We start from the raw sequence: 17517 nt of genomic DNA, 5'->3' as shown, positions 1-17517 counted from the left end.
TCCGCGAGTTTGGCTGCGCGGGCATCGGACTTCACTTAGCGTCAGGGATGGCGTTCTTACGCCGCACTCTCGAGGAGACTCCCAATGTCCGCATTCCCCGCCCGCTCTCGTCTGCGTGCACTTGCTTTGGCCGTCGTATTGGTCGCCATCGCTCCGGTTCTCGTTTCGTCGCCTGCCGCGGCCATTCTTCAGACGATCACCAACACTTCCCCGCCGACGGTCACCGTGGCCGCTGGAGGAGTTCCCGAGGTTGGCAGCACTGTCACTGCCTCGCCCGGAACATGGAATCCGTCCTCGGGAGTCACGTTCGCCTACCAGTGGTTGGCCGATGGAGCAGATATCGCCAACGCCACGGCCGCAAGCCTGCCCGTGACGTCGGCTCTACTCGGCAAGAAGCTCTCGGTCCGTGTGACCGGGTCGGGATTCCTTGACACGCCCGGTACTGCCACGAGCGCGCAGACCGCAGCAGTCGACAACCCGACTGTCCGAAATCTGACCCTGCCCACGCTCACCGGGACGTTCAAGATCGACAACACGGTCGGTTCCAGTACAGGCACCTGGTCGCCGAGTGGCTCCACCTACGCGCGCCAATGGTTCGCTGACGGTGTGGCAATAGCTGGCGCCACCGCCACGACGTACAAGCTGACGGCAGCCGAGGTCGGCAAGCAGATCTCGGTTCGCGTGACGGCCGCGAAGGCCGGGTATGTCACGGGCGCCGCTACGAGTGCGCTCAGCACCGCAGTCCAGCCTGGCGTCATCACCAACCTTGGCGTTCCCACGATCTACGGAACCCTCAAGGTGGGACAGACCATCGGAGCCAACCCCGGATCCTGGTCACCCCTCCCAACGGCTTACAGCTACCGGTGGTTCGCCAATGGCACGCTGATCCCCGGCGTGACGACCAAGACCTTCGTCCCTGACCAGACTCTGTACGGAAAGACTCTCAAGGTTGAGGTCACCGGCACCAAGACCGGATACACGTCGGCAGCGAGCCAGAGCGCGACGTCGGCGGCGCTTGGATGCTCAGTGTCCGTGCCGACCGGCCTGACGTCGTCGTCAGTGACGACTTCGAAGATCAGGGTCAATTGGACCAAGGCCTTCTGCGCGACCAAATACGTCGTGAGCTACCGGCTCGCAAATGCCACGGAGAAGACGAATGTCGTGGTCGGCGACGTCTCGACGTACTTGCTCACGGGGCTGCTTCGCGCAAGGTCGTACCGCATCTGGGTGGCGGCAATCAGCGCCGATGGCGTCCAGTCGGCATTCACTCCGAGCATCCTGGTCAAGACCGCTTCGTAGAAGCGTTAAGCGTGACGTTGGGCGTTGGACATCGCTCGGCAACATGGCGGCCGTACGCTTGATGTGTGGACTGGAACGACTACGACGCCGCCCTGTTCGACCTTGACGGCGTGATCACGCCGACGGCCGACGTACACATGCGCGCCTGGGCGCAGATGTTTGGTGAATTCCTCGCGAACCGGGGTGTCGCCGAGCCGTACGTCGACGCCGACTACTTCACGTACGTCGACGGCAAACCGCGCTACGACGGCGTACGGAGCTTCCTCGAGTCGCGAGGTATCGACCTGCCTGAGGGCAAGCCGACCGATGAGCCGACGGCCGAAACGGTCGCAGGCCTCGGTAACCGCAAGAACGTCGTGTTCGAGCAGATTCTCGAGACCGAGGGCGTCGAGGCCTACCCGGGCTCGGTCAAGCTCGTACAGGCACTGGTCGATCGCGGCATCCAGGTCGCGATCGTGTCGAGCTCCCGCAATGCGCCTGCCGTGCTCAGGGCAGCCGAGATGATCGATTACTTCCCGGTCATCGTTGACGGCCGTGTCGCTGCCGAGCGCTACCTCGCCGGCAAGCCCGCACCGGACACCTTCCTGGACGCCGCCCGCCAGCTCGACGTACCCAAGGAGCGCGCGGTCGTACTTGAGGACGCGCTGTCGGGTGTCGCTGCTGGCCACTCCGGCGACTTCGGCCTGGTGATTGGCGTCAACCGCGGCGTCGGCGCAGACGCACTTCTCGAGCACGGTGCGGACATCGTCGTCGACGATCTGGAGGAGCTTCTGTGAGCCCCAGCCACGTTGCGCCGACGCACCACGAGTTCATGGATCGCGCCCGGTTCCCGGTCGACGAGTGGCGCCTCATCGAGCGCCACATCAACCCCGCCGACCTCGGCACGACGGAGACGCTGTTCTCGGTGGGCAACGGTTACCTCGGCATGCGCGGCAATGTCGACGAGGGCCGTGACTCCTTCTCGCACGGCACGTTCATCAACGGCTTCCACGAGACCTGGCAGATCCATCACGCCGAAGAAGCCTTTGGCTTCGCGAAGGTCGGCCAGACCATCGTCAACGCTCCCGACGCGAAAGTCATCCGGCTGTACGTCGACGACGAGCCGCTTCTGCTGCCGATCGCCGATCTGGTCGAGTATGAGCGTGACCTCGACTTCCGCTCGGGTGTCATGTCCCGATCGATCCTGTGGCGTACGCCCGGTGGCAAGCGGGTTCAGATCAAGTCGCGACGCATGGTGTCGTTCACCCAGCGTCACCTCGCAGTGTTGACCTTCGAGGTCACGATGCTCGACGACTACGCGCCGGTCGCAATCTCGTCGCAGATCCTCAACCGTCAGGACGGCGAGGACGAGTACCACGTTCGCTCGATGGCGATGGGTGAAGGAGTCGACCCGCGCAAGGCCAGCGAGATGCGCCACCGTGTGCTGCTTCCGGAGGGCAACTCTGGCAACCTCGCCGACGGCCGCGTCACCCTGGGCTACAAGTGCGCCGAGAGCGGTATGACGCTCGCCGTCGCCGCAGATCACCGGCTCGAGACAGCCAACGCCTACTCCAAGCGCATACAGACCGACGATGACCTGGCCAAGCTGACGTACCGGATTGATGCTGAGCCGGGGCAGCCGATCACGCTGACCAAGCTCGTCAGCTATCACACGTCTCGCGGCGTCCCGTCGCGCGAATTGCTCGACCGTTGCCGACGCACCCTCGATCGGGCGCAGGAGGAAGGGCTCGACAAACAGTTCGCCGACCAGCGCGCATACCTCGACGAGTTCTGGGCTCGCTCCGACATCGAAGTGGTGGGTCAGCCGGCCGTGCAGCAGGCGCTCCGCTGGAACCTCTTCCAGATCGCCCAGGCATCGGCTCGCGCGGAGGGCACCGGTATCCCGGCCAAGGGTGTGACTGGCTCGGGCTACGGCGGTCACTACTTCTGGGACACCGAGGTCTACGTCCTCCCATTCCTCACGTACACAACGCCGCGGGCAGCCCGCAACGCGTTGCGCTTCCGCTACACATTGCTCGACGCGGCCCGCAAGCGCGCGAAGGAGCTGGCGCAGAAGGGCGCGCTGTTCCCGTGGCGCACGATCAACGGCGAGGAGGCCTCGGCCTACTACGCCGCCGGCACCGCGCAGTATCACATCGACGCCGACATCTCGTATGCGTTGAGTCAGTACCTCGCAGCCACTGGCGACATCGACTTCCTCACTCGTGAGGGCATCGACATGCTCGTCGAGACCGCTCGTATGTGGGTTGACCTCGGCTTCTGGCGCAACGAAGAGGACGGCACATTCCACATTCATGGGGTGACCGGCCCAGACGAGTACACGACGGTCGTCAACGACAACCTTTTCACCAACGTGATGGCGCGCTTCAACCTGCGCCGTGCCGCGGCGGCCGTACGTGAGCTCGCGATTCGTGATGGCGTCGAGTACGACCAGGTCGTCTCTCGACTGGAGCTCGAAGAGTCCGAGATCGTCGCGTGGGAGCGTGCAGCCGATGACATGGCGATTCCGTTCGACGAGCACCTCGGCGTGCACCCCCAGGACGAGCACTTCCTCGAGCGCGAGGTGTGGGATCTCGAGAACACGCCGCTGGAGAAGCGACCGCTGCTGCTGAACTACCACCCGCTGGTGATCTACCGCTTCCAGGTGCTCAAGCAGGCAGACGTCGTACTGGCGTTGTTTCTGCAGGGCGATGAGTTCAGTGCCGAGGAGAAGCGCGCAGATTTCGAGTACTACGACCCGATCACGACGGGCGACTCAACGCTTTCGGCGGTCGTGCAGTCGATCATCGCGGCCGAGGTCGGCTATCACGATCTGGCTCTGCGCTATTTCATGTCGGCGCTGTTCGTCGACCTCGCTGACCGTCACCAGAACACCTCGGACGGCGTGCACGTCGCGTCGACCGGTGGCGTGTGGAGCTCGCTGGTCGCCGGCTTCGGTGGCTTCCGCGATCACGGTGGCGTGTTCAGCATCGACCCGCGTCTGCCCGAGACGTGGGACTCGCTGGCCTACCGCGTCACGCTGCTCGGCACCCGCGTCAAGGTGACCGTACGTGCGGATGAGCTTGAGCTCGAGATCGAAGACGGCAAGCAGGCAACGCTGCGCGTACGCGGTGAAGATGTGACTGTCCTCCCGGGCGACCCGGTCACCGTCCCGCTCAAAGGTCAGGGTCCACGCCTGAACGGTGAACCGCCTCCCGTGCCTGGCCGCCGTCGCTCGGACGGCACCATCATCGCCGCCATCGTCCCCGGCACCTGACGCATACTGAGCACGATTTCGGCGGTTTCTAGGCGGAAATGCCCAGAAGATGTAAACATCGAAGATGTGCTCACAGTGACCTGGAAGACGGCAACCGGCGAGAGCGGTGAAGTCGCGCTTGTCGACGACGACAAGTGGACTTTTGGTCGCTCCGGAGGTGCTGAAGAGAACACGGTGACCGCAGACGATCCAGCGGTCAGCCGCACCGCGCTGGTGATACGCGACAGCGGTCCGGGCCCCGTCGTGTTCCGTGGGCAGATCGACAACGGCGCCAAGGTGGCACTGATCAGCGTCATCGGGTCGACGACCTGGCTGGAAGAAGGCACTGCAGGCAATCTCAGTGCTGAGGAGAACCGGGTTGAGTTCTCGATGGGCGACGAAGTGCTGATCACGATCGACGTGACGTTCGATGATCGCGGCACCGTCGTCGAACGCCAGCAAGCCGCTGAGTAGCCACCCTTCCTCTCGCCCCGCTACGCCGGAATAGTGTGAGTCTGTGACTTTCATTGAGGGGCTCCCCAAGGCGGAGCTGCATGTCCACCACGTCGGATCTGCTTCACCGAGCACGGTCGCTGAGCTGGCCGCACGATACGAAGGCGACACGCCCGTCCCCGCCGATCCGGCGCTGCTGGCCGACTACTTCACTTTCACAGACTTCGGGCATTTCATCGAGGTCTACCTCGCGGTGGTCGACCTTCTCCGCACGCCCGAGGACCTGTGGACGCTGACCTACGATGTCGCGCGAGACCTCGCAGCGCAGAACGTGCGATACGTCGAACTGACCTGCACGCCATACACGTCAATCCAGGTGGGCATCTCAGCCGAGGAGTACTGCGAGGCGCTGGAGGATGCACGGCGCAAGGCTGAGGTGGACTTCGGCATCGCGATGCGCTGGATCTTCGACATCCCGGGCGAGTCAGGCGTTCCGTCGGCTGACGTCACTCTCGACACGGCATTGCGCCTCCGTCCCGACGGACTCGTGGGCTTCGGTCTCGGCGGGCCCGAGGTCGGCGTACCGCGTCCGCAGTTCGCTCCGCATTTCGAGCAGGCGATCGCTGCCGGGTTGCATTCGGTGCCGCACGCAGGCGAGTCGACCGGCCCCGAGTCGATCTGGGACTCGCTCAACTACCTGCACGCCGAACGGATCGGCCACGGCATTGCCGCTGCCCAAGACCCGGCGCTCATGGCATACCTCGCCGAGAACCAGATCACGCTCGAGGTCTCCCCGACGTCGAACGTCTGCACGCGCTCGGTGCCGTCACTTGCAGAGCACCCGCTGCCGACGCTCGTCGCCGCAGGCGTGCCAGTGACGATCAACTCCGACGATCCGCCGATGTTCGGTACGACGCTCAACGCGGAGTACGCGATCGCCCAGGACCTGCTGGGCCTGGATGACGCCGGAGTGGCCGAGCTGGCGCGCGCGGCCGTACGAGCATCGTTCGCCGACGACGCGGTGAAGCGCGATCTCCTCGCCGAGATCGACGCCTACGCGGCTAGCTGACATACGACACGTACGTCTTGATCGTGCTGGTTCGGTGCGAGTGGGAGTTGTAGCCCGCGACCTTGACGGACCTCGTGCCGTACGAGGTGCTGGACTTGAAGCTCACCCACTTGGCGATCGTGCCGTTGGCGTCAGCGCGACCCTTGTAGCGAGTCACGCCACCAAGGATGATCTTGACCCGCTGGTACTTCTTGTAGCCGGTTCCGACCACCACGAACTTTTCGCCGCGATGCACTGTGGTCGCGGAGACGACCAAGCGCTTGTATGGCGAGCTGATCCGAGGCGATGCTGGAGAAGTCACGACGAGAGGATCGGCGTCCAAGAACGTCGCAGTCGCGGTAACCGTGAGGCGTCGACCGGCGTCGGTCTTCGTCGGAACGTAGGTCGATGCTGTCGCATCGAGGATCGGCGTGCCATCAACGTTCCACTGGTAAGCCACGGTCGCATTTGAGTCGACCGGACCCGGGTCTGCGGTCAACGTGTAGGTCTCGCGAGTCTTTCCAGTGATGGTCGGTGCGAGTCCTTCGAGGTAGGGCTTGGTCGTGTAGCCGTGCCACGGTGATGCGAAACCGGCCGCGAATGCAGGCCGGTAGCGCACGACGAGCGATGGATTCGCCGTGTCAAACGATTCCTCCGCTGTGCCGGCATCGAGGACCGTCGGAGCCGCTCCGGCAAACGTCACCGAGCTCAGCCCTGAGTTCATGTCAAAAGATCTGTTGGCGATGTTGGTGACGCTGCTCGGGATGTTCACGTCGACCAGCGCGTTGCCCCAAAACGCGTAATTGCCGATGGAGGTGACGCCGTCTGGAATCGTGATGCTGGTCAGGGCGTTCGACTCGAGCAGGCTCTCTGGAATCGTGGTCAGGTTCTTAGAGATCGTGGCGACGGCAATGTTGTTGAGCGCAAACACATTCTGGCCCATGGACGTGACGCTGTCTGGGATCACGATCGAAGTGAGGTCGTTGGCCGCGAATGCGTTGGAACCGATTGTGGTGACGCTGTTGGGGATCGAGACTTCCGTCAGTGAGTTTCCCTGGAAGGCCAGCTGGCCGATCTTCGTGAGGTCGGCCTCGATCGTGACACTGGTCAGTCCCTTGTTGGTGAAGGCCTGGAAGCCGACTTCCTTGACGTCATAGACGACGCTGTTGATGGTCACCGACTCGGGGATCGTGACGTCGGTTCCAAAGGATGCGTCGTAGGCCGAGACCGTTGCGCCCTGGTCGGGTGCTGAGTCGGTGGCCGTGAATGTGATGCCCTTCTCGTCGGTGACCGTCACATTGAAGGCGTTGGCGGCGGGCGCCATGAGCGTCATGACCCCGAACACCGTGGCAAGAGCCGCGAGCAGTGCAGTGAGTCGGATCTGGGCGGAGAGTTTGCTCCCGAGCATGTGTGGATTCCCTACTGTGCGGATTTCGCGGAACGAAGCGGTTGTTGGACGCTCGTATCAGTTTCCGAGCAAGCGTTCGGAAACCACGATAGATGAAGATCCGCCGCATCGCGAGCACTGTGATGGGAGTCATGGCTTGACGCATCCATAACCCTGTGGTTATCTATAACCAAGTAGTTATGGAGATGCGATGAATGACGATCAGCTCGACCTCGTGTTCGGCGCCCTGGCCGACCGGACCCGCCGCGCCATCCTGGCCCGGCTTGCCGAGACCGACGCCAACGTCGGCGACCTCACGGCACTGTTCACGATGTCCCAACCGGCGATCTCCAAGCACCTCAAGGTGCTCGAACAAGCCGGGCTGATCTCGCGCAACCGTCAGGGCACCATGCGCCTCAGCCACCTCCAGGCCGAGCCGCTCAAGGGCGCGACTGGCTGGCTTGTCGACTACCGCACGTACTGGAGCGAGAGCTATGACCGGCTCGACGAGCTCTTTGCATCACTCAACAACAAGGAGCAATGACATGAACACGACAGACACCCTCACGATCACTGCACCCGAGGGCACCCAGAACATCGAAATGTCGCGGGAGTTCGACGCCACCCGCGAGCAGCTGCTGGCAGCCCACATGGACCCCGAGTTGTTCGCCAAGTGGGTCGGGCCGAGGGGCTACGAGATGACGATCACCCAGTTCGAGCCCCGGCATGGCGGCGCCTACGCATTTGAGCACCGCAACCCCGAGGGCAACAACTTCGCATTCCGCGGCGTCTTCCACGGGGAGCCGACGGTCGAAGGCTTCAACCAGACGTTCGAGTTCCTCGGAGCTCCGGGCGAGATCTTCTTCGAGCAGTTCTGGTTCGAAGACCTCGGCAACGGTCGTACGCTGCTCCGCTCCAGGTCGACCGTCTCGAGCGTCGAGATCCGTGACGCCATGGCCAAGGACATGGTTTCCGGTGTCGTAGAAGGTTACGAAAAGCTCGACGAGCTGCTCGCCGCGCTCTAGAACTCAGCGGGTGCCAGAGCGACCGGGACGCGTACGAGGAGTACTCCCGGCTGCACTTCGGCGGTGATCTCGAGGCCTTCGCCTACGGGGTCACCGTCGAGCTGCATCGGCATCGGCTTCTCAGCGCGGATGACGACCTTGCGGCCCTTGAGCCGGCCGAGTTGCTCGTTCGTACGGCGCCCTCGGCCGAGCACACGAACGAGGATCGCGAACCAACCGATGAAGCGCTTGGGTGCGATCACCACGACGTCGAGCAGACCGTCATCGATCTGGGCATCGGGCAACAACGGGATGCCGCCCTGCAGGAATCCCACGTTGCCGACCACCACGGTGCGAGCCTTGAACTTCTGGAACTCGCCATCGTCGACCGAGATCTGCACCTTCATCGCGGGATAGCGGGCAGCCTTCACTCCGGAGACGAAGTACGCGAGCCAGCCGACCTTTTCCTTCAGCTGGTCGTCGACGCCGTTCATGATCATGGCGTCCATCCCGAGACCGGCCATCACCAGAAAACAGGTGTCGGTGCCGGAGTCGGTCTTGTATGTGCCGAGGTCAATCGCCCGGTCCTGCCCGCTGAACGCGACATCGAGCGCGTCGCGTGTGTTGAGCGGGATGCCGAGGTTGCGGGCGAGTAGGTTGCCGGTGCCGTGGGGCAAGATGCCGACGGCTACGCCCGTACGGGCGACCTCCTCGCACACAGCGCGGACTGTGCCGTCGCCGCCAGCCGCGAGGATCAGGTCGACCTCGGCTTCGAGCGCAGCCAGTGCCTGGCCATAGCCGGGATCCTCGATCGTCGTCTCGAACCAGAGCGGCTCGCTCCAACCGTCGCGGGTGGCGACGGTACGTACGCGCTCCTTGAACTCCTCGACGTCGGCGATCTTCGACGGGTTGAGGATGACTGCGACGCGTTTGCGGCCCGAACCGGTCAGCACAGCGAGCTCATGGGGCAGTCGGGTCGCGTCGGTGACCAGCAGCAGCCACAGGCCGAGGGTGACCGCGATACCGAAGCTGAGCCCGGCGACGACGTCACTCAGGTAGTGGACGCCGAGGAAGATACGACTCGCACCGACGCCGAGACCCAGCAGTACCAGTGCGGCGATCATGATGCGGCGACGCCAGCCTCGGCCGGTGATGACGATCGCCATCAGCACGGCAATCGTGAAGAACATTGCAGATCCGGCGGAATGGCCGCTCGGGAACGAGAACCCGCCGATCTCGTGAAGCGAGTTGTCGTAGACCGGACGATCGCGACGGAAGATCAGCTTGAGCAGGGCATTGCCACCGATCGCGGCGATGCCACTGACGGCGATCCAGAGTGCGACCTGGCGCTCGCGGCGATACAGCGCGTACGCCGCTCCAGCCGCGAGAGCGATGCCGCACCACAGGTTGCTGAAGATGACCGCGACTACGTCGAGAAAGTCGACGAGTCCGGGACGGCTCTGGCTGAAGTCGTACGCAGCATCGCCAACGTTGTCGTCAAGTGACTGGAGCGGATCCCATCCGGCAGCGACGAGGATCGCGAGCACGACGAACAGCCCGGTCAGGCCGGCGATGACACGGGTGAGCGCGCCGGCATGACTGGGCTCTGCACGACGCAGGTCGAACGACACGGCTCCTCGCTTCTTCCGGGCTGATCAGAGTCGCCCCAGCGTATATGGAGCGCTGAGTCCTACCGACACGACAGATAGGCTGGCACCGTGATCGACCCCCGAATTCTGCGAGAAGACCCCGACGCCGTACGTGCAGCTCAACGCCGCCGCGGTGAGTCCGTTGACATCGTCGACGAGCTCATTGCCGCTGATGAGCAGCGCCGGTCGTCGATCGCGACGTTCGAGGCCGTACGTGGTGAGCAGAAGAACCTCGGCAAGCTGATCCCCAAGGCCCAGGGCGACGAGAAGACGGAGCTGCTCGCCCGCACCAAGGAGCTGAGCCAGCAGGTCAAGGATGCCGAGGCAGCGCAGTCACAGGCCGCTGAGTCATTCGACCAGCTCATGAAGCAGCTGCCTAACCTCGCCTCGGCCGACGCCCCGCAAGGTGGTGAGGACGACTTCGTCGTGCTCGACACGGTTGGCACGCCGCGCGACTTCGCCGCCGAAGGCTTCGAGCCGCGCGATCACCTCGAGCTCGGGCAGATGCTTGGGGCGATCGACACCGAGCGTGGCGCCAAGGTCAGCGGCGCACGGTTCTACTACCTCACGGGTGTTGGCGCTCAGCTCGAGCTCGCGCTGACGCAGGTCGCGATGAGCAAGGCCGCCGCCTGGGGATTCACGCCGATGATCCCGCCCGCGCTGGTCAAGCCGCGCGCGATGGAGGGCACCGGCTTCCTCGGCCAGGCTGCCGATGACGTCTACTACCTGGAGAAGGACGATCTCTACCTCGTCGGTACGTCGGAGGTGCCGCTCGCGGCCTATCACTCCGACGAGATCCTCGAAGCTGAGCAGCTGCCGAAGCGCTACGCCGCGTTCAGCCCCTGCTACCGCCGCGAGGCAGGCTCGTACGGCAAGGACACCCGCGGGATCTTCCGCGTGCACTGGTTCGACAAGGTCGAGATGTTTGTCTACACGACGCTCGACCAGGCGGCTGCCGAGCACGAGCGCCTGCTCGGCTGGGAGCGCGACTGGCTCGACGCCCTCGAGCTGCCCTACCGCGTCATCGACGTGGCCTCGGGCGATCTCGGGCTCTCGGCGATCCGCAAGTTCGACTGCGAGGCGTGGATCCCGACGCAGGGCAAGTACCGCGAGGTCTCGTCGGCGTCCAACTGCACCGAGTTCCAAAGCCGTCGACTCGACATCCGCGTACGTGGCGACGAAGGCACCGCACCTGCTGCGACGCTCAACGGCACCCTGTGCGCCATGACGCGCACGATCATCGCGCTGCTCGAGAACGGTCAGCAGGCTGACGGATCCGTGCGCCTGCCCGCTGTGTTGCATCCATTCCTGGGTGAGGTCCTGAGGCCGCTCGCGTGACCTGGCGTCCCAAGCTGGTGGCGCTCGACGTCGACGGAACGCTCGTCGACGGCGACAACGTGATGACGCCTGCGGTTCGCGAGACCGTACGTGCCATCCGTGAGTCCGGTATCGAGACGGTCATCACGACCGGCCGAGCGATCCCGGGAGTGCTCAACACCGCGGCTCTGCTCGACTTCGACGACGCGTACGCGATTGCCAGCAACGGCGCGATCGTGTTCACGTACAACCCGGTCGAGATCCTCAATCTGGTGACCTTCGACGCGAGTGAAGCCGTACGACGTGTGCTCGAGCATGTGCCCGACGCGCTGGTCGCGGTCGAGGACATCGGGGTGGGCTACCGCCTCAACAAGCCGTTTCCGTCGGGAGAGATCAACGGCAAGATGACGGTCGAACCGGTCGAGTCGCTGATCTCCGAACCGGTGACGCGCGTCGTCATCCGTTCTCCCGAGCACAGCCAGAAGGAGTTCGCGACACTTGTCGAGGACCTGGGGCTCTCCGATACGAACTACTACATCGGTTACACGGCCTGGCTCGACCTTGCACCGGAAGGCGTCAGCAAGGCGTCCGGGCTGACGTTCTTGTGCGACCGTCTCGGCATTGCCGCCGCCGACGTACTAGCCGTGGGCGACGGCAACAATGACGTCGAGATGGTGAAATGGGCAGGCCGAGGCGTAGCGATGAGCCACGGGCCCGCGTCACTGCTGGCCGTTGCCGATCACGTCACCGGCACGGTCGAAGAAGACGGCCTGGTGGCCGAGCTTCAGCGCTACCTCTAGTCAGGCCACCTGGCTCGACTCGAGTCCGTCGAAGCAGTCCAGTACGTCGTCGATCGTCGGCAGCGACGGAATGCTCGCCAGTCCGGACGCCGCATCCTTCTTCATTTCGCGGGCACGTCGCATGTGCCGCTTGATGGTCGATGTCGAGCAGTCGAGCCGCTCAGCCAGCTGACCGCAGGTGTCCTTGGGGTACGCGTGCCGCATCGACATCACGGCATCGTGACTCAGAGGTCCGCCACCCACGCGTGCCCCACCAAAGGCGAACGCCGGCTGTGCGACCTGGATGCCGAGCTCAGCGCGCATGCGATGTCGGTCGGTTTCGCTCGTGCAGGCGACAAAGCCCGACACGTCGACCTCGACGACAGCTCGGTAAAGGCAGTCGACCATCAGAGGGCAACCAGCGCACTTGCGGTGCGCGGATGCTCGCTTGGCCGACAGCTGTGCCCACTCAGCCGCCGAGACTTCATGTCGCGCTGGCGGATTGTGCAGGTTCTCGTCGTGGAATACCTCCGGCTCAAAAATGCACGGAGGCGTCGTCATTTCATCAACGATGGTCATGGGCTCCCTCTTCCCAATCGACTGACGCCTACTGTTTCTCCCCCAGGCGACGCCAGCTCACATCTGATATTGATTCTAGAGGTACATTCCTCCGGATGTGTGATCTGAACCGGTTGTATCCGAATCGTCACCTTTGGTGTCGTTTGGACCCGGTAGAGCCAGACGCATGTTCTGGAACTGCGCCTGCGCCTGAACTTGTTGGGCATACAAGGCCGCTTGGATGCCGTGGAACAGGCCTTCGAGCCATCCGACCAGCTGAGCCTGAGCGATCCGAAGCTCACCTTCAGACGGCGTCTCGTCGTTGAACGGCAGGCTCAGGCGCTCGAGTTCGTCGACCAGCTCCGGAGCGAGACCGTCCTCGAGCTCCTTGATCGACTGCAGGTGGATGTCGCGCAGCCGTACGCGGCTGGCCTCGTCGAGCGGCGCTGCCTTGACCTCGTCGAGGAGCTGGCGAATCATCCCGCCGATCCGCATCACCTTGGCAGGTTGGGCGACCAGGTCTGAGAGTGAGGTTTCAGACGTCGTCGCCGGCACCGGCTGGCCGTCGGGACCAATGATCTCTGGCTGCTCTTCAGTCATACATTCACCCTAGTTGAGGGTCAGAAGGACCTTGCCGGTGTGGGAGGAGTCCTCGAGTACCTGGTGCGCGGCGCGTACGCCTTCGAGTGGATAAGTCGCATGGATGATCGGCCGTACGGTGCCATCCGCGACCAATGGCCAGACCTGGGCCACCATCGCGGAGACGATCGCAGCCTTCTCGGCTGTCGGCCGGGCGCGCAGCGATGTCGCCATGACGGCGGCGCGCTTCGTCAGCAGCGCTCCGATGTCGAGCTCGCCCCGGAGTCCGCCCTGTAGGCCGATGATGACGAGGCGGCCTGCGGTCGACAGCACTGAGATGTTTGCAGCGAGGTACTTGGCGCCCATGATGTCGAGGATGACGTCTGCGGTGACGCCTTGCTCCTTGAGCACGTCGGCGAAGTCCTGCTCGCGATAGTTGATGACAATGTCTGCGCCCAGCTCGCGACAGAACGCCGCCTTCTCCTCCGAGCCGACCGTCACCGCGACGCGAGCGCCGAATGCCTTGCCGAGCTGAATGGCCATGGTGCCGATGCCGCTGCCGCCACCGTGGGCGAGCAATGTCTCGCCGTTCTCGAGCTTGCCCATCATGAAGACGTTCGACCAGACCGTGCAGGCGACTTCCATCAGTCCTGCCGCGTCGAGGAGCGAGACGCCACGAGGCACGACGGCGACCTGTCCGGCGGGTACGGCGACGTACTCGGCATACCCGCCACCGCTGAGCAGGGCGCACACCTGCGTACCGGGCGGAAGATCGGTGACGCCTTCTCCGACGGCGGCAATGGAGCCCGAGCACTCGAGACCGAGGACTGGCGTTGCACCGGGCGGCGGGTCGTACAGACCCATTCGCTGCATCAGGTCAGCACGGTTGACTCCCGCGGCGGTGACTTCGATCAGGACCTCGCCGGGGCCCGGTTCGGGCACGGGAAGGTCGACCACCTCGAGGGCGTCGACATTGCCTGGTTGGGAGACCACTACGGCACGCATGCTCGTACGCTACTCACTCATTCGGCTGGGCAGTCAGGCTGCACCTGTCAAGATTGCCTTTATGCGTGTCGCACTGGTCCAGCTCGTCTCGACGACGGACTCCGCAACCAACCGTGCTGAGATTGCAGGGCAGCTGGCCGCATTGACCCCATCGGATGGCCTCGACCTGGTCGTGTTGCCCGAGGGAGCGATGCACGACTTCGGCGCTCCAGACCTCGATCTGGCTCCTGTCGCCGAACCCCTCGACGGACCGTTCGTACAACTGCTGACAGCAGAGGCTCAGCGACTCCAGACGACGTTCATTGCCGGGATGTTCGAGCAGACCGATGGCTTGCCGTTCAACACGCTGGTCGTTGTCGACGGTGACGGTCTGCGCGCGACGTACCGCAAGATCCACTTGTACGACTCGTTCGGCTATCGCGAGTCCGACCGGCTTTCGCCCGGCGCGATCGAGCCTGTCGTTGTCGAGATCGCTGGGCGCCCTGTCGGATTGATGACCTGTTACGACCTTCGCTTTCCCGAGCACGCTCGTGCGCTGGTTGATGCGGGTGCCGAGCTGCTGGTCGTACCGGCCGCGTGGGTCGCCGGCGAACACAAGTTGCACCACTGGCGGACCCTGCTGACCGCTCGCGCGATCGAGAACACGGTGCACGTTGTTGCTGCCGCACAGGGCGGCGACCGCTACACCGGACACTCCGCGGCGATCGATCCATGGGGCTCTATCGTTGTCGAGGCCGAAGATGCCCCAGCGATTCTGCAAGCGGTTCTCGCGGCCAACGACGTGGCGCACGCGCGCGAGGTCAACCCATCGCTCGCCAACCGAAGGATCAGGTCATGAGCCGTACGCCGAAGGGTGGACGACGCAGGCTGGACTCGTCGGTGCCCCCTGTGTACGACGTACCGACCCGCGAACCTCGGATCGAGTCAGCTCGCACCCTCAGGCTCGTCATGGCGTTGGTGTTCCTTGCCTGGGTTGGTGGCACGGTCGGAGCAGGCACGGCCGTCGTCGCCGTCGACAGTCCGACGTGGGTCGAGCGGCCTTCAGCTGCATTGCTGATGGTTGTCTTCACGATCGGTCTGACGCACCGCGGCGGCGGATTCATGCGCATCTGGCTTCCTCTCGTGACTCTGCTCGGAGTGCTGGCGGTGGTCCTTGAGACCAACATGCTTCTCGCGGCATCGGCCGCTGTCACGGCGATCCTCGCGGCGGTGTGGGCTGTGCTGGTGACCCGGCCGGCTCCCTCGGCGATCGCGTCAACGCGCGAATACACCGTCACGCTCATGGTTGCGCTGAGCGGAACGCTCGCGGTCGCGGCATGGAATGCGCCAGTCAACTACCAGCGCTTCAACCTGGCGGTGCTGATCGTCGCCCTCGGTCTTGTTATCACCCTGGTGTGGAACCTAGGTGCTGGCCTGCATGGTTTGGGTCGGCAGCACTTCCTGATTCTGGCGGGCATTGCCGCGGTCGTGGTCCTGGTGCTCGTCTACAGCAGCTTGGTTCGCAGCAACGGATCACAGTCGCTCGTACGTGCGATCGACGATGCAGTGATATGGATGCGTACGCACATCAACGGCGTACCCAGGCCGGTCGAGGTGTTCGTCGGTTTCCCGGCCCTGATCGTTGGCGTCTCTCTGCGGGCCAAGCGCCGCGAGGGTTGGTGGGTCCAGGTCTTTGCCGTGATTGGCACCGGAGTCATGACCACGTCGTTGGTCACCCCCGGCGCGTTCCCGACGTACATCGGTCTCTCGACGCTCTACTCAGCGATCCTGGGTCTGATCGTGGGACTGATCATCAGGCATCAGGTGGTGCAGGAACGGTCCGCGCGGGCGGCCAGAGCGATCGAGGACATCGTGCGAGTGGAGCCACCTCGCTTCGCTCCACTCAAGTAGTGCGACAATTTATCCCGGCGCAGCACCTTGGTGTTGCCACCCAGGAGGGGTGCCGGAGCGGCCGATCGGAAGCGCCTTGAAAGCGCTCGCTGGCAGCAATGTCAGCCGCGGGTTCGAATCCCGCCCCCTCTGCTCTATGAATTACCGTCTCGATCGTCGCTTCGTCCTGCGCTCCCTCGGCATCAACGTGATGACGCTCGGGACCGTCACTGTCGGTGCCTTCCTACTGCCTGGCATCTGGGCGTGGGTGTTCGCCGGGCTGGCTGTGCTGCTCCTCACCAACGCGGTGTCGATGGCGGTCTGGCCACCGGTCGTGGTTCGCACGACCGATGACGATGTGCGCGTTGGCGGACGGTTGACGGTCCGACGAATCACTACGCCCTGGTCCGAGGTCGAGGGCGTTGATCACGCGGACGGTCGGCTCTACTTCACCCGTGGCGACGAGACGATTCTGAGCTTCCCGATCGCGTACGTCGGTCCACGCGGTGAGGAACTCGTACGCGACATCTACGACCGTCTCAACACCGCCAACGGTTACACCCGCTTCAACCCGAGCTGAGTCGAGTCCCGATTCGTCGGGGACGCCCTGCGGTCGGTATCCTGTTCCGGTTGCCTGTTTCGACGGGCGGCGGGGAGGTGTCGCATAGTGGCCTAGTGCGCCCGCCTGCTAAGCGGGTTGAGGTTTAAACCTCTCGCGAGTTCAAATCTCGCCACCTCCGCCGCATAAGCGAGAAGCAACGCTCGAGTGACCAGTCACCCATGGTGGCTGGTCACTGTGCTTCGTAACCAGGGCGGAGCTCGCTCCGCCACAAAGCAAGGAGCAAGGATCGGGCAACCGACCTTGCTCCTTTTGCTATGTCCAGGCCAGCAGGACTGCTCCGGCGCCGACCAGGACGACACCGATCCATTGCTTGGGCTGCAGGTGCTCGCCCAGCAGTGTGACGCCGAAGATCGCGACGAGTACGACGCTGAGCTTGTCGACGGGCGCGACGAGCGATGCGGGCCCCAGCTTGAGTGCTCGGAAGTAGCAGATCCAGGATGCTCCGGTCGCGAGCCCGGACAGGATCAGGAACACCCAGGTCTTGGTCGAGAGCGGTCCCGGCGAATGGAACTTGCCGAGCAGCAGGAGGATGAAGCCGAGCGTCACGAGGATGACGATCGTACGAATGAACGTCGCGACATCGGAGTCGACGTCTTTGACGCCGACCTTCGCGAAGATCGCCGTCAGCGCCGCGAAGAAGGCTGAAAGTCCGGCCCAGAACGGCCAGGACTGAATCAGCGTCGAATCCATTGGATCCCCTCGTTTCTCGACGG

Annotated in this window: 18 protein-coding genes and 2 tRNA genes; 14 read left to right on the top strand and 6 right to left on the bottom strand. The window is 64.0% G+C overall.

The annotated features are described in order from the left end of the window. The first annotated feature begins 84 nt into the window (after window positions 1-84). The 5 genes from J2X11_RS01510 (at window position 85) to J2X11_RS01490 (ending at window position 6056) form a co-directional block, all read left to right on the top strand. Entirely contained in the window at window positions 85-1299 is a 1215-nt protein-coding gene (locus J2X11_RS01510) for a fibronectin type III domain-containing protein (RefSeq protein WP_309965815.1), read from the top strand. 65 nt (window positions 1300-1364) lie between these two features. After that, window positions 1365-2075 carry an HAD family hydrolase gene (locus tag J2X11_RS01505; protein ID WP_309965812.1) on the top strand — a complete coding sequence of 237 codons (711 nt, stop codon included), beginning with the start codon at window positions 1365-1367 and terminating at the stop codon, window positions 2073-2075. Between the two features lie 35 nt (window positions 2076-2110). Beyond that, complete coding sequence (locus tag J2X11_RS01500) at window positions 2111-4555, top strand: glycoside hydrolase family 65 protein (protein ID WP_309972263.1); 2445 nt, start codon at window positions 2111-2113, stop codon at window positions 4553-4555. A 75-nt stretch (window positions 4556-4630) separates the two neighbouring features. Then, window positions 4631-5008: a hypothetical protein gene (locus J2X11_RS01495; protein WP_309965810.1), complete on the top strand. Its 378-nt coding sequence runs from the start codon at window positions 4631-4633 to the stop codon at window positions 5006-5008. A 43-nt stretch (window positions 5009-5051) separates the two neighbouring features. Continuing rightward, entirely contained in the window at window positions 5052-6056 is a 1005-nt protein-coding gene (locus J2X11_RS01490; protein ID WP_309965806.1) for an adenosine deaminase, read from the top strand. On the opposite strand, the gene J2X11_RS01485 is transcribed toward J2X11_RS01490, so the two are convergent. After that, window positions 6049-7443: a leucine-rich repeat domain-containing protein gene (locus J2X11_RS01485; RefSeq protein ID WP_309965801.1), complete on the bottom strand. Its 1395-nt coding sequence runs from the start codon at window positions 7441-7443 to the stop codon at window positions 6049-6051. The two genes, J2X11_RS01490 and J2X11_RS01485, sit on opposite strands and share 8 nt — an antisense overlap. Window positions 7444-7633: 190 nt before the next feature. Here J2X11_RS01485 and J2X11_RS01480 point away from each other — a divergent pair, with 190 nt between their 5' ends. Together J2X11_RS01480 and J2X11_RS01475 are read left to right on the top strand one after the other, a co-directional pair. Then, a complete protein-coding gene (locus J2X11_RS01480) occupies window positions 7634-7966 on the top strand; it encodes an ArsR/SmtB family transcription factor (RefSeq protein ID WP_309965798.1) in 333 nt (110 codons plus the stop codon). A 1-nt stretch (window position 7967) separates the two neighbouring features. After that, entirely contained in the window at window positions 7968-8447 is a 480-nt protein-coding gene (locus J2X11_RS01475; RefSeq protein ID WP_309965795.1) for an SRPBCC domain-containing protein, read from the top strand. Here the strand turns inward: J2X11_RS01475 and J2X11_RS01470 are convergent. Beyond that, on the bottom strand, window positions 8444-10057 hold the full coding sequence (locus J2X11_RS01470; RefSeq protein ID WP_309965793.1) for a bifunctional phosphatase PAP2/diacylglycerol kinase family protein: 1614 nt from the start codon (window positions 10055-10057) through the stop codon (window positions 8444-8446). The two genes, J2X11_RS01475 and J2X11_RS01470, sit on opposite strands and share 4 nt — an antisense overlap. A gap of 87 nt (window positions 10058-10144) precedes the next feature. On the opposite strand from J2X11_RS01470, the gene serS reads away from it, so the two are divergent. Both serS and J2X11_RS01460 read left to right on the top strand, forming a co-directional pair. After that, window positions 10145-11413, top strand: coding sequence for a serine--tRNA ligase (gene serS / locus J2X11_RS01465; RefSeq protein ID WP_309965790.1), 1269 nt, complete (start codon window positions 10145-10147; stop codon window positions 11411-11413). Further along, window positions 11410-12192 carry an HAD family hydrolase gene (locus J2X11_RS01460; protein WP_309965787.1) on the top strand — a complete coding sequence of 261 codons (783 nt, stop codon included), beginning with the start codon at window positions 11410-11412 and terminating at the stop codon, window positions 12190-12192. Before serS ends, J2X11_RS01460 begins: the two co-directional genes overlap by 4 nt. Here J2X11_RS01460 and J2X11_RS01455 read toward each other — a convergent pair whose 3' ends face one another. From J2X11_RS01455 to J2X11_RS01445, 3 genes are all read right to left on the bottom strand, one after another. Next, complete coding sequence (locus tag J2X11_RS01455) at window positions 12193-12750, bottom strand: WhiB family transcriptional regulator (protein ID WP_309965784.1); 558 nt, start codon at window positions 12748-12750, stop codon at window positions 12193-12195. A 75-nt stretch (window positions 12751-12825) separates the two neighbouring features. After that, window positions 12826-13329, bottom strand: a complete 504-nt coding sequence (locus J2X11_RS01450) for a bacterial proteasome activator family protein (protein WP_309965781.1) — start codon at window positions 13327-13329, stop codon at window positions 12826-12828. 9 nt (window positions 13330-13338) lie between these two features. Beyond that, window positions 13339-14313 carry an NAD(P)H-quinone oxidoreductase gene (locus tag J2X11_RS01445; protein WP_309965778.1) on the bottom strand — a complete coding sequence of 325 codons (975 nt, stop codon included), beginning with the start codon at window positions 14311-14313 and terminating at the stop codon, window positions 13339-13341. A 61-nt stretch (window positions 14314-14374) separates the two neighbouring features. Between J2X11_RS01445 and J2X11_RS01440 the strand changes: the two genes are divergently transcribed. The 5 genes from J2X11_RS01440 (at window position 14375) to J2X11_RS01420 (ending at window position 16922) form a co-directional block, all read left to right on the top strand. Next, window positions 14375-15151 carry a carbon-nitrogen hydrolase family protein gene (locus J2X11_RS01440; protein WP_309965776.1) on the top strand — a complete coding sequence of 259 codons (777 nt, stop codon included), beginning with the start codon at window positions 14375-14377 and terminating at the stop codon, window positions 15149-15151. Next, window positions 15148-16203, top strand: coding sequence for a hypothetical protein (locus J2X11_RS01435; RefSeq protein WP_309965772.1), 1056 nt, complete (start codon window positions 15148-15150; stop codon window positions 16201-16203). The genes J2X11_RS01440 and J2X11_RS01435 overlap by 4 nt, the downstream gene beginning before the upstream one ends. A 43-nt stretch (window positions 16204-16246) precedes the next feature. Then, a tRNA-Ser gene (locus tag J2X11_RS01430) sits at window positions 16247-16335 on the top strand. A 4-nt stretch (window positions 16336-16339) separates the two neighbouring features. Then, window positions 16340-16762, top strand: coding sequence for a hypothetical protein (locus tag J2X11_RS01425; protein WP_309965770.1), 423 nt, complete (start codon window positions 16340-16342; stop codon window positions 16760-16762). A 73-nt stretch (window positions 16763-16835) separates the two neighbouring features. Further along, window positions 16836-16922 (top strand) — tRNA-Ser (locus J2X11_RS01420). 134 nt (window positions 16923-17056) lie between these two features. Here the strand turns inward: J2X11_RS01420 and J2X11_RS01415 are convergent. Next, window positions 17057-17494, bottom strand: coding sequence for an EamA family transporter (locus J2X11_RS01415; RefSeq protein ID WP_309965768.1), 438 nt, complete (start codon window positions 17492-17494; stop codon window positions 17057-17059). Window positions 17495-17517: the final 23 nt, after the last annotated feature.

The organism is Aeromicrobium panaciterrae (assembly GCF_031457275.1).
Taxonomy (GTDB): Bacteria; Actinomycetota; Actinomycetes; order Propionibacteriales; family Nocardioidaceae; genus Aeromicrobium; species Aeromicrobium panaciterrae_A.
Note: the sequence above shows the minus strand (reverse complement) of the source record. Positions and strands in the feature narration are given on the sequence as shown.

Excerpts from the sequence above, each read along its gene's own strand:
- J2X11_RS01510 (WP_309965815.1), top strand. The coding sequence starts at position 85 with ATGTCCGCATTCCCCGCCCGCTCTCGTCTGCGTGCACTTGCTTTGGCC.
- J2X11_RS01500 (WP_309972263.1), top strand. The coding sequence starts at position 2,111 with ATGGATCGCGCCCGGTTCCCGGTCGACGAGTGGCGCCTCATCGAGCGC.
- J2X11_RS01485 (WP_309965801.1), bottom strand. The coding sequence starts at position 7,443 with ATGCTCGGGAGCAAACTCTCCGCCCAGATCCGACTCACTGCACTGCTC.
- J2X11_RS01480 (WP_309965798.1), top strand. The coding sequence starts at position 7,634 with ATGAATGACGATCAGCTCGACCTCGTGTTCGGCGCCCTGGCCGACCGG.
- J2X11_RS01475 (WP_309965795.1), top strand. The coding sequence starts at position 7,968 with ATGAACACGACAGACACCCTCACGATCACTGCACCCGAGGGCACCCAG.
- J2X11_RS01455 (WP_309965784.1), bottom strand. The coding sequence starts at position 12,750 with ATGACCATCGTTGATGAAATGACGACGCCTCCGTGCATTTTTGAGCCG.
- J2X11_RS01450 (WP_309965781.1), bottom strand. The coding sequence starts at position 13,329 with ATGACTGAAGAGCAGCCAGAGATCATTGGTCCCGACGGCCAGCCGGTG.
- J2X11_RS01445 (WP_309965778.1), bottom strand. The coding sequence starts at position 14,313 with ATGCGTGCCGTAGTGGTCTCCCAACCAGGCAATGTCGACGCCCTCGAG.
- J2X11_RS01440 (WP_309965776.1), top strand. The coding sequence starts at position 14,375 with ATGCGTGTCGCACTGGTCCAGCTCGTCTCGACGACGGACTCCGCAACC.
- J2X11_RS01435 (WP_309965772.1), top strand. The coding sequence starts at position 15,148 with ATGAGCCGTACGCCGAAGGGTGGACGACGCAGGCTGGACTCGTCGGTG.
- J2X11_RS01425 (WP_309965770.1), top strand. The coding sequence starts at position 16,340 with ATGAATTACCGTCTCGATCGTCGCTTCGTCCTGCGCTCCCTCGGCATC.
- J2X11_RS01415 (WP_309965768.1), bottom strand. The coding sequence starts at position 17,494 with ATGGATTCGACGCTGATTCAGTCCTGGCCGTTCTGGGCCGGACTTTCA.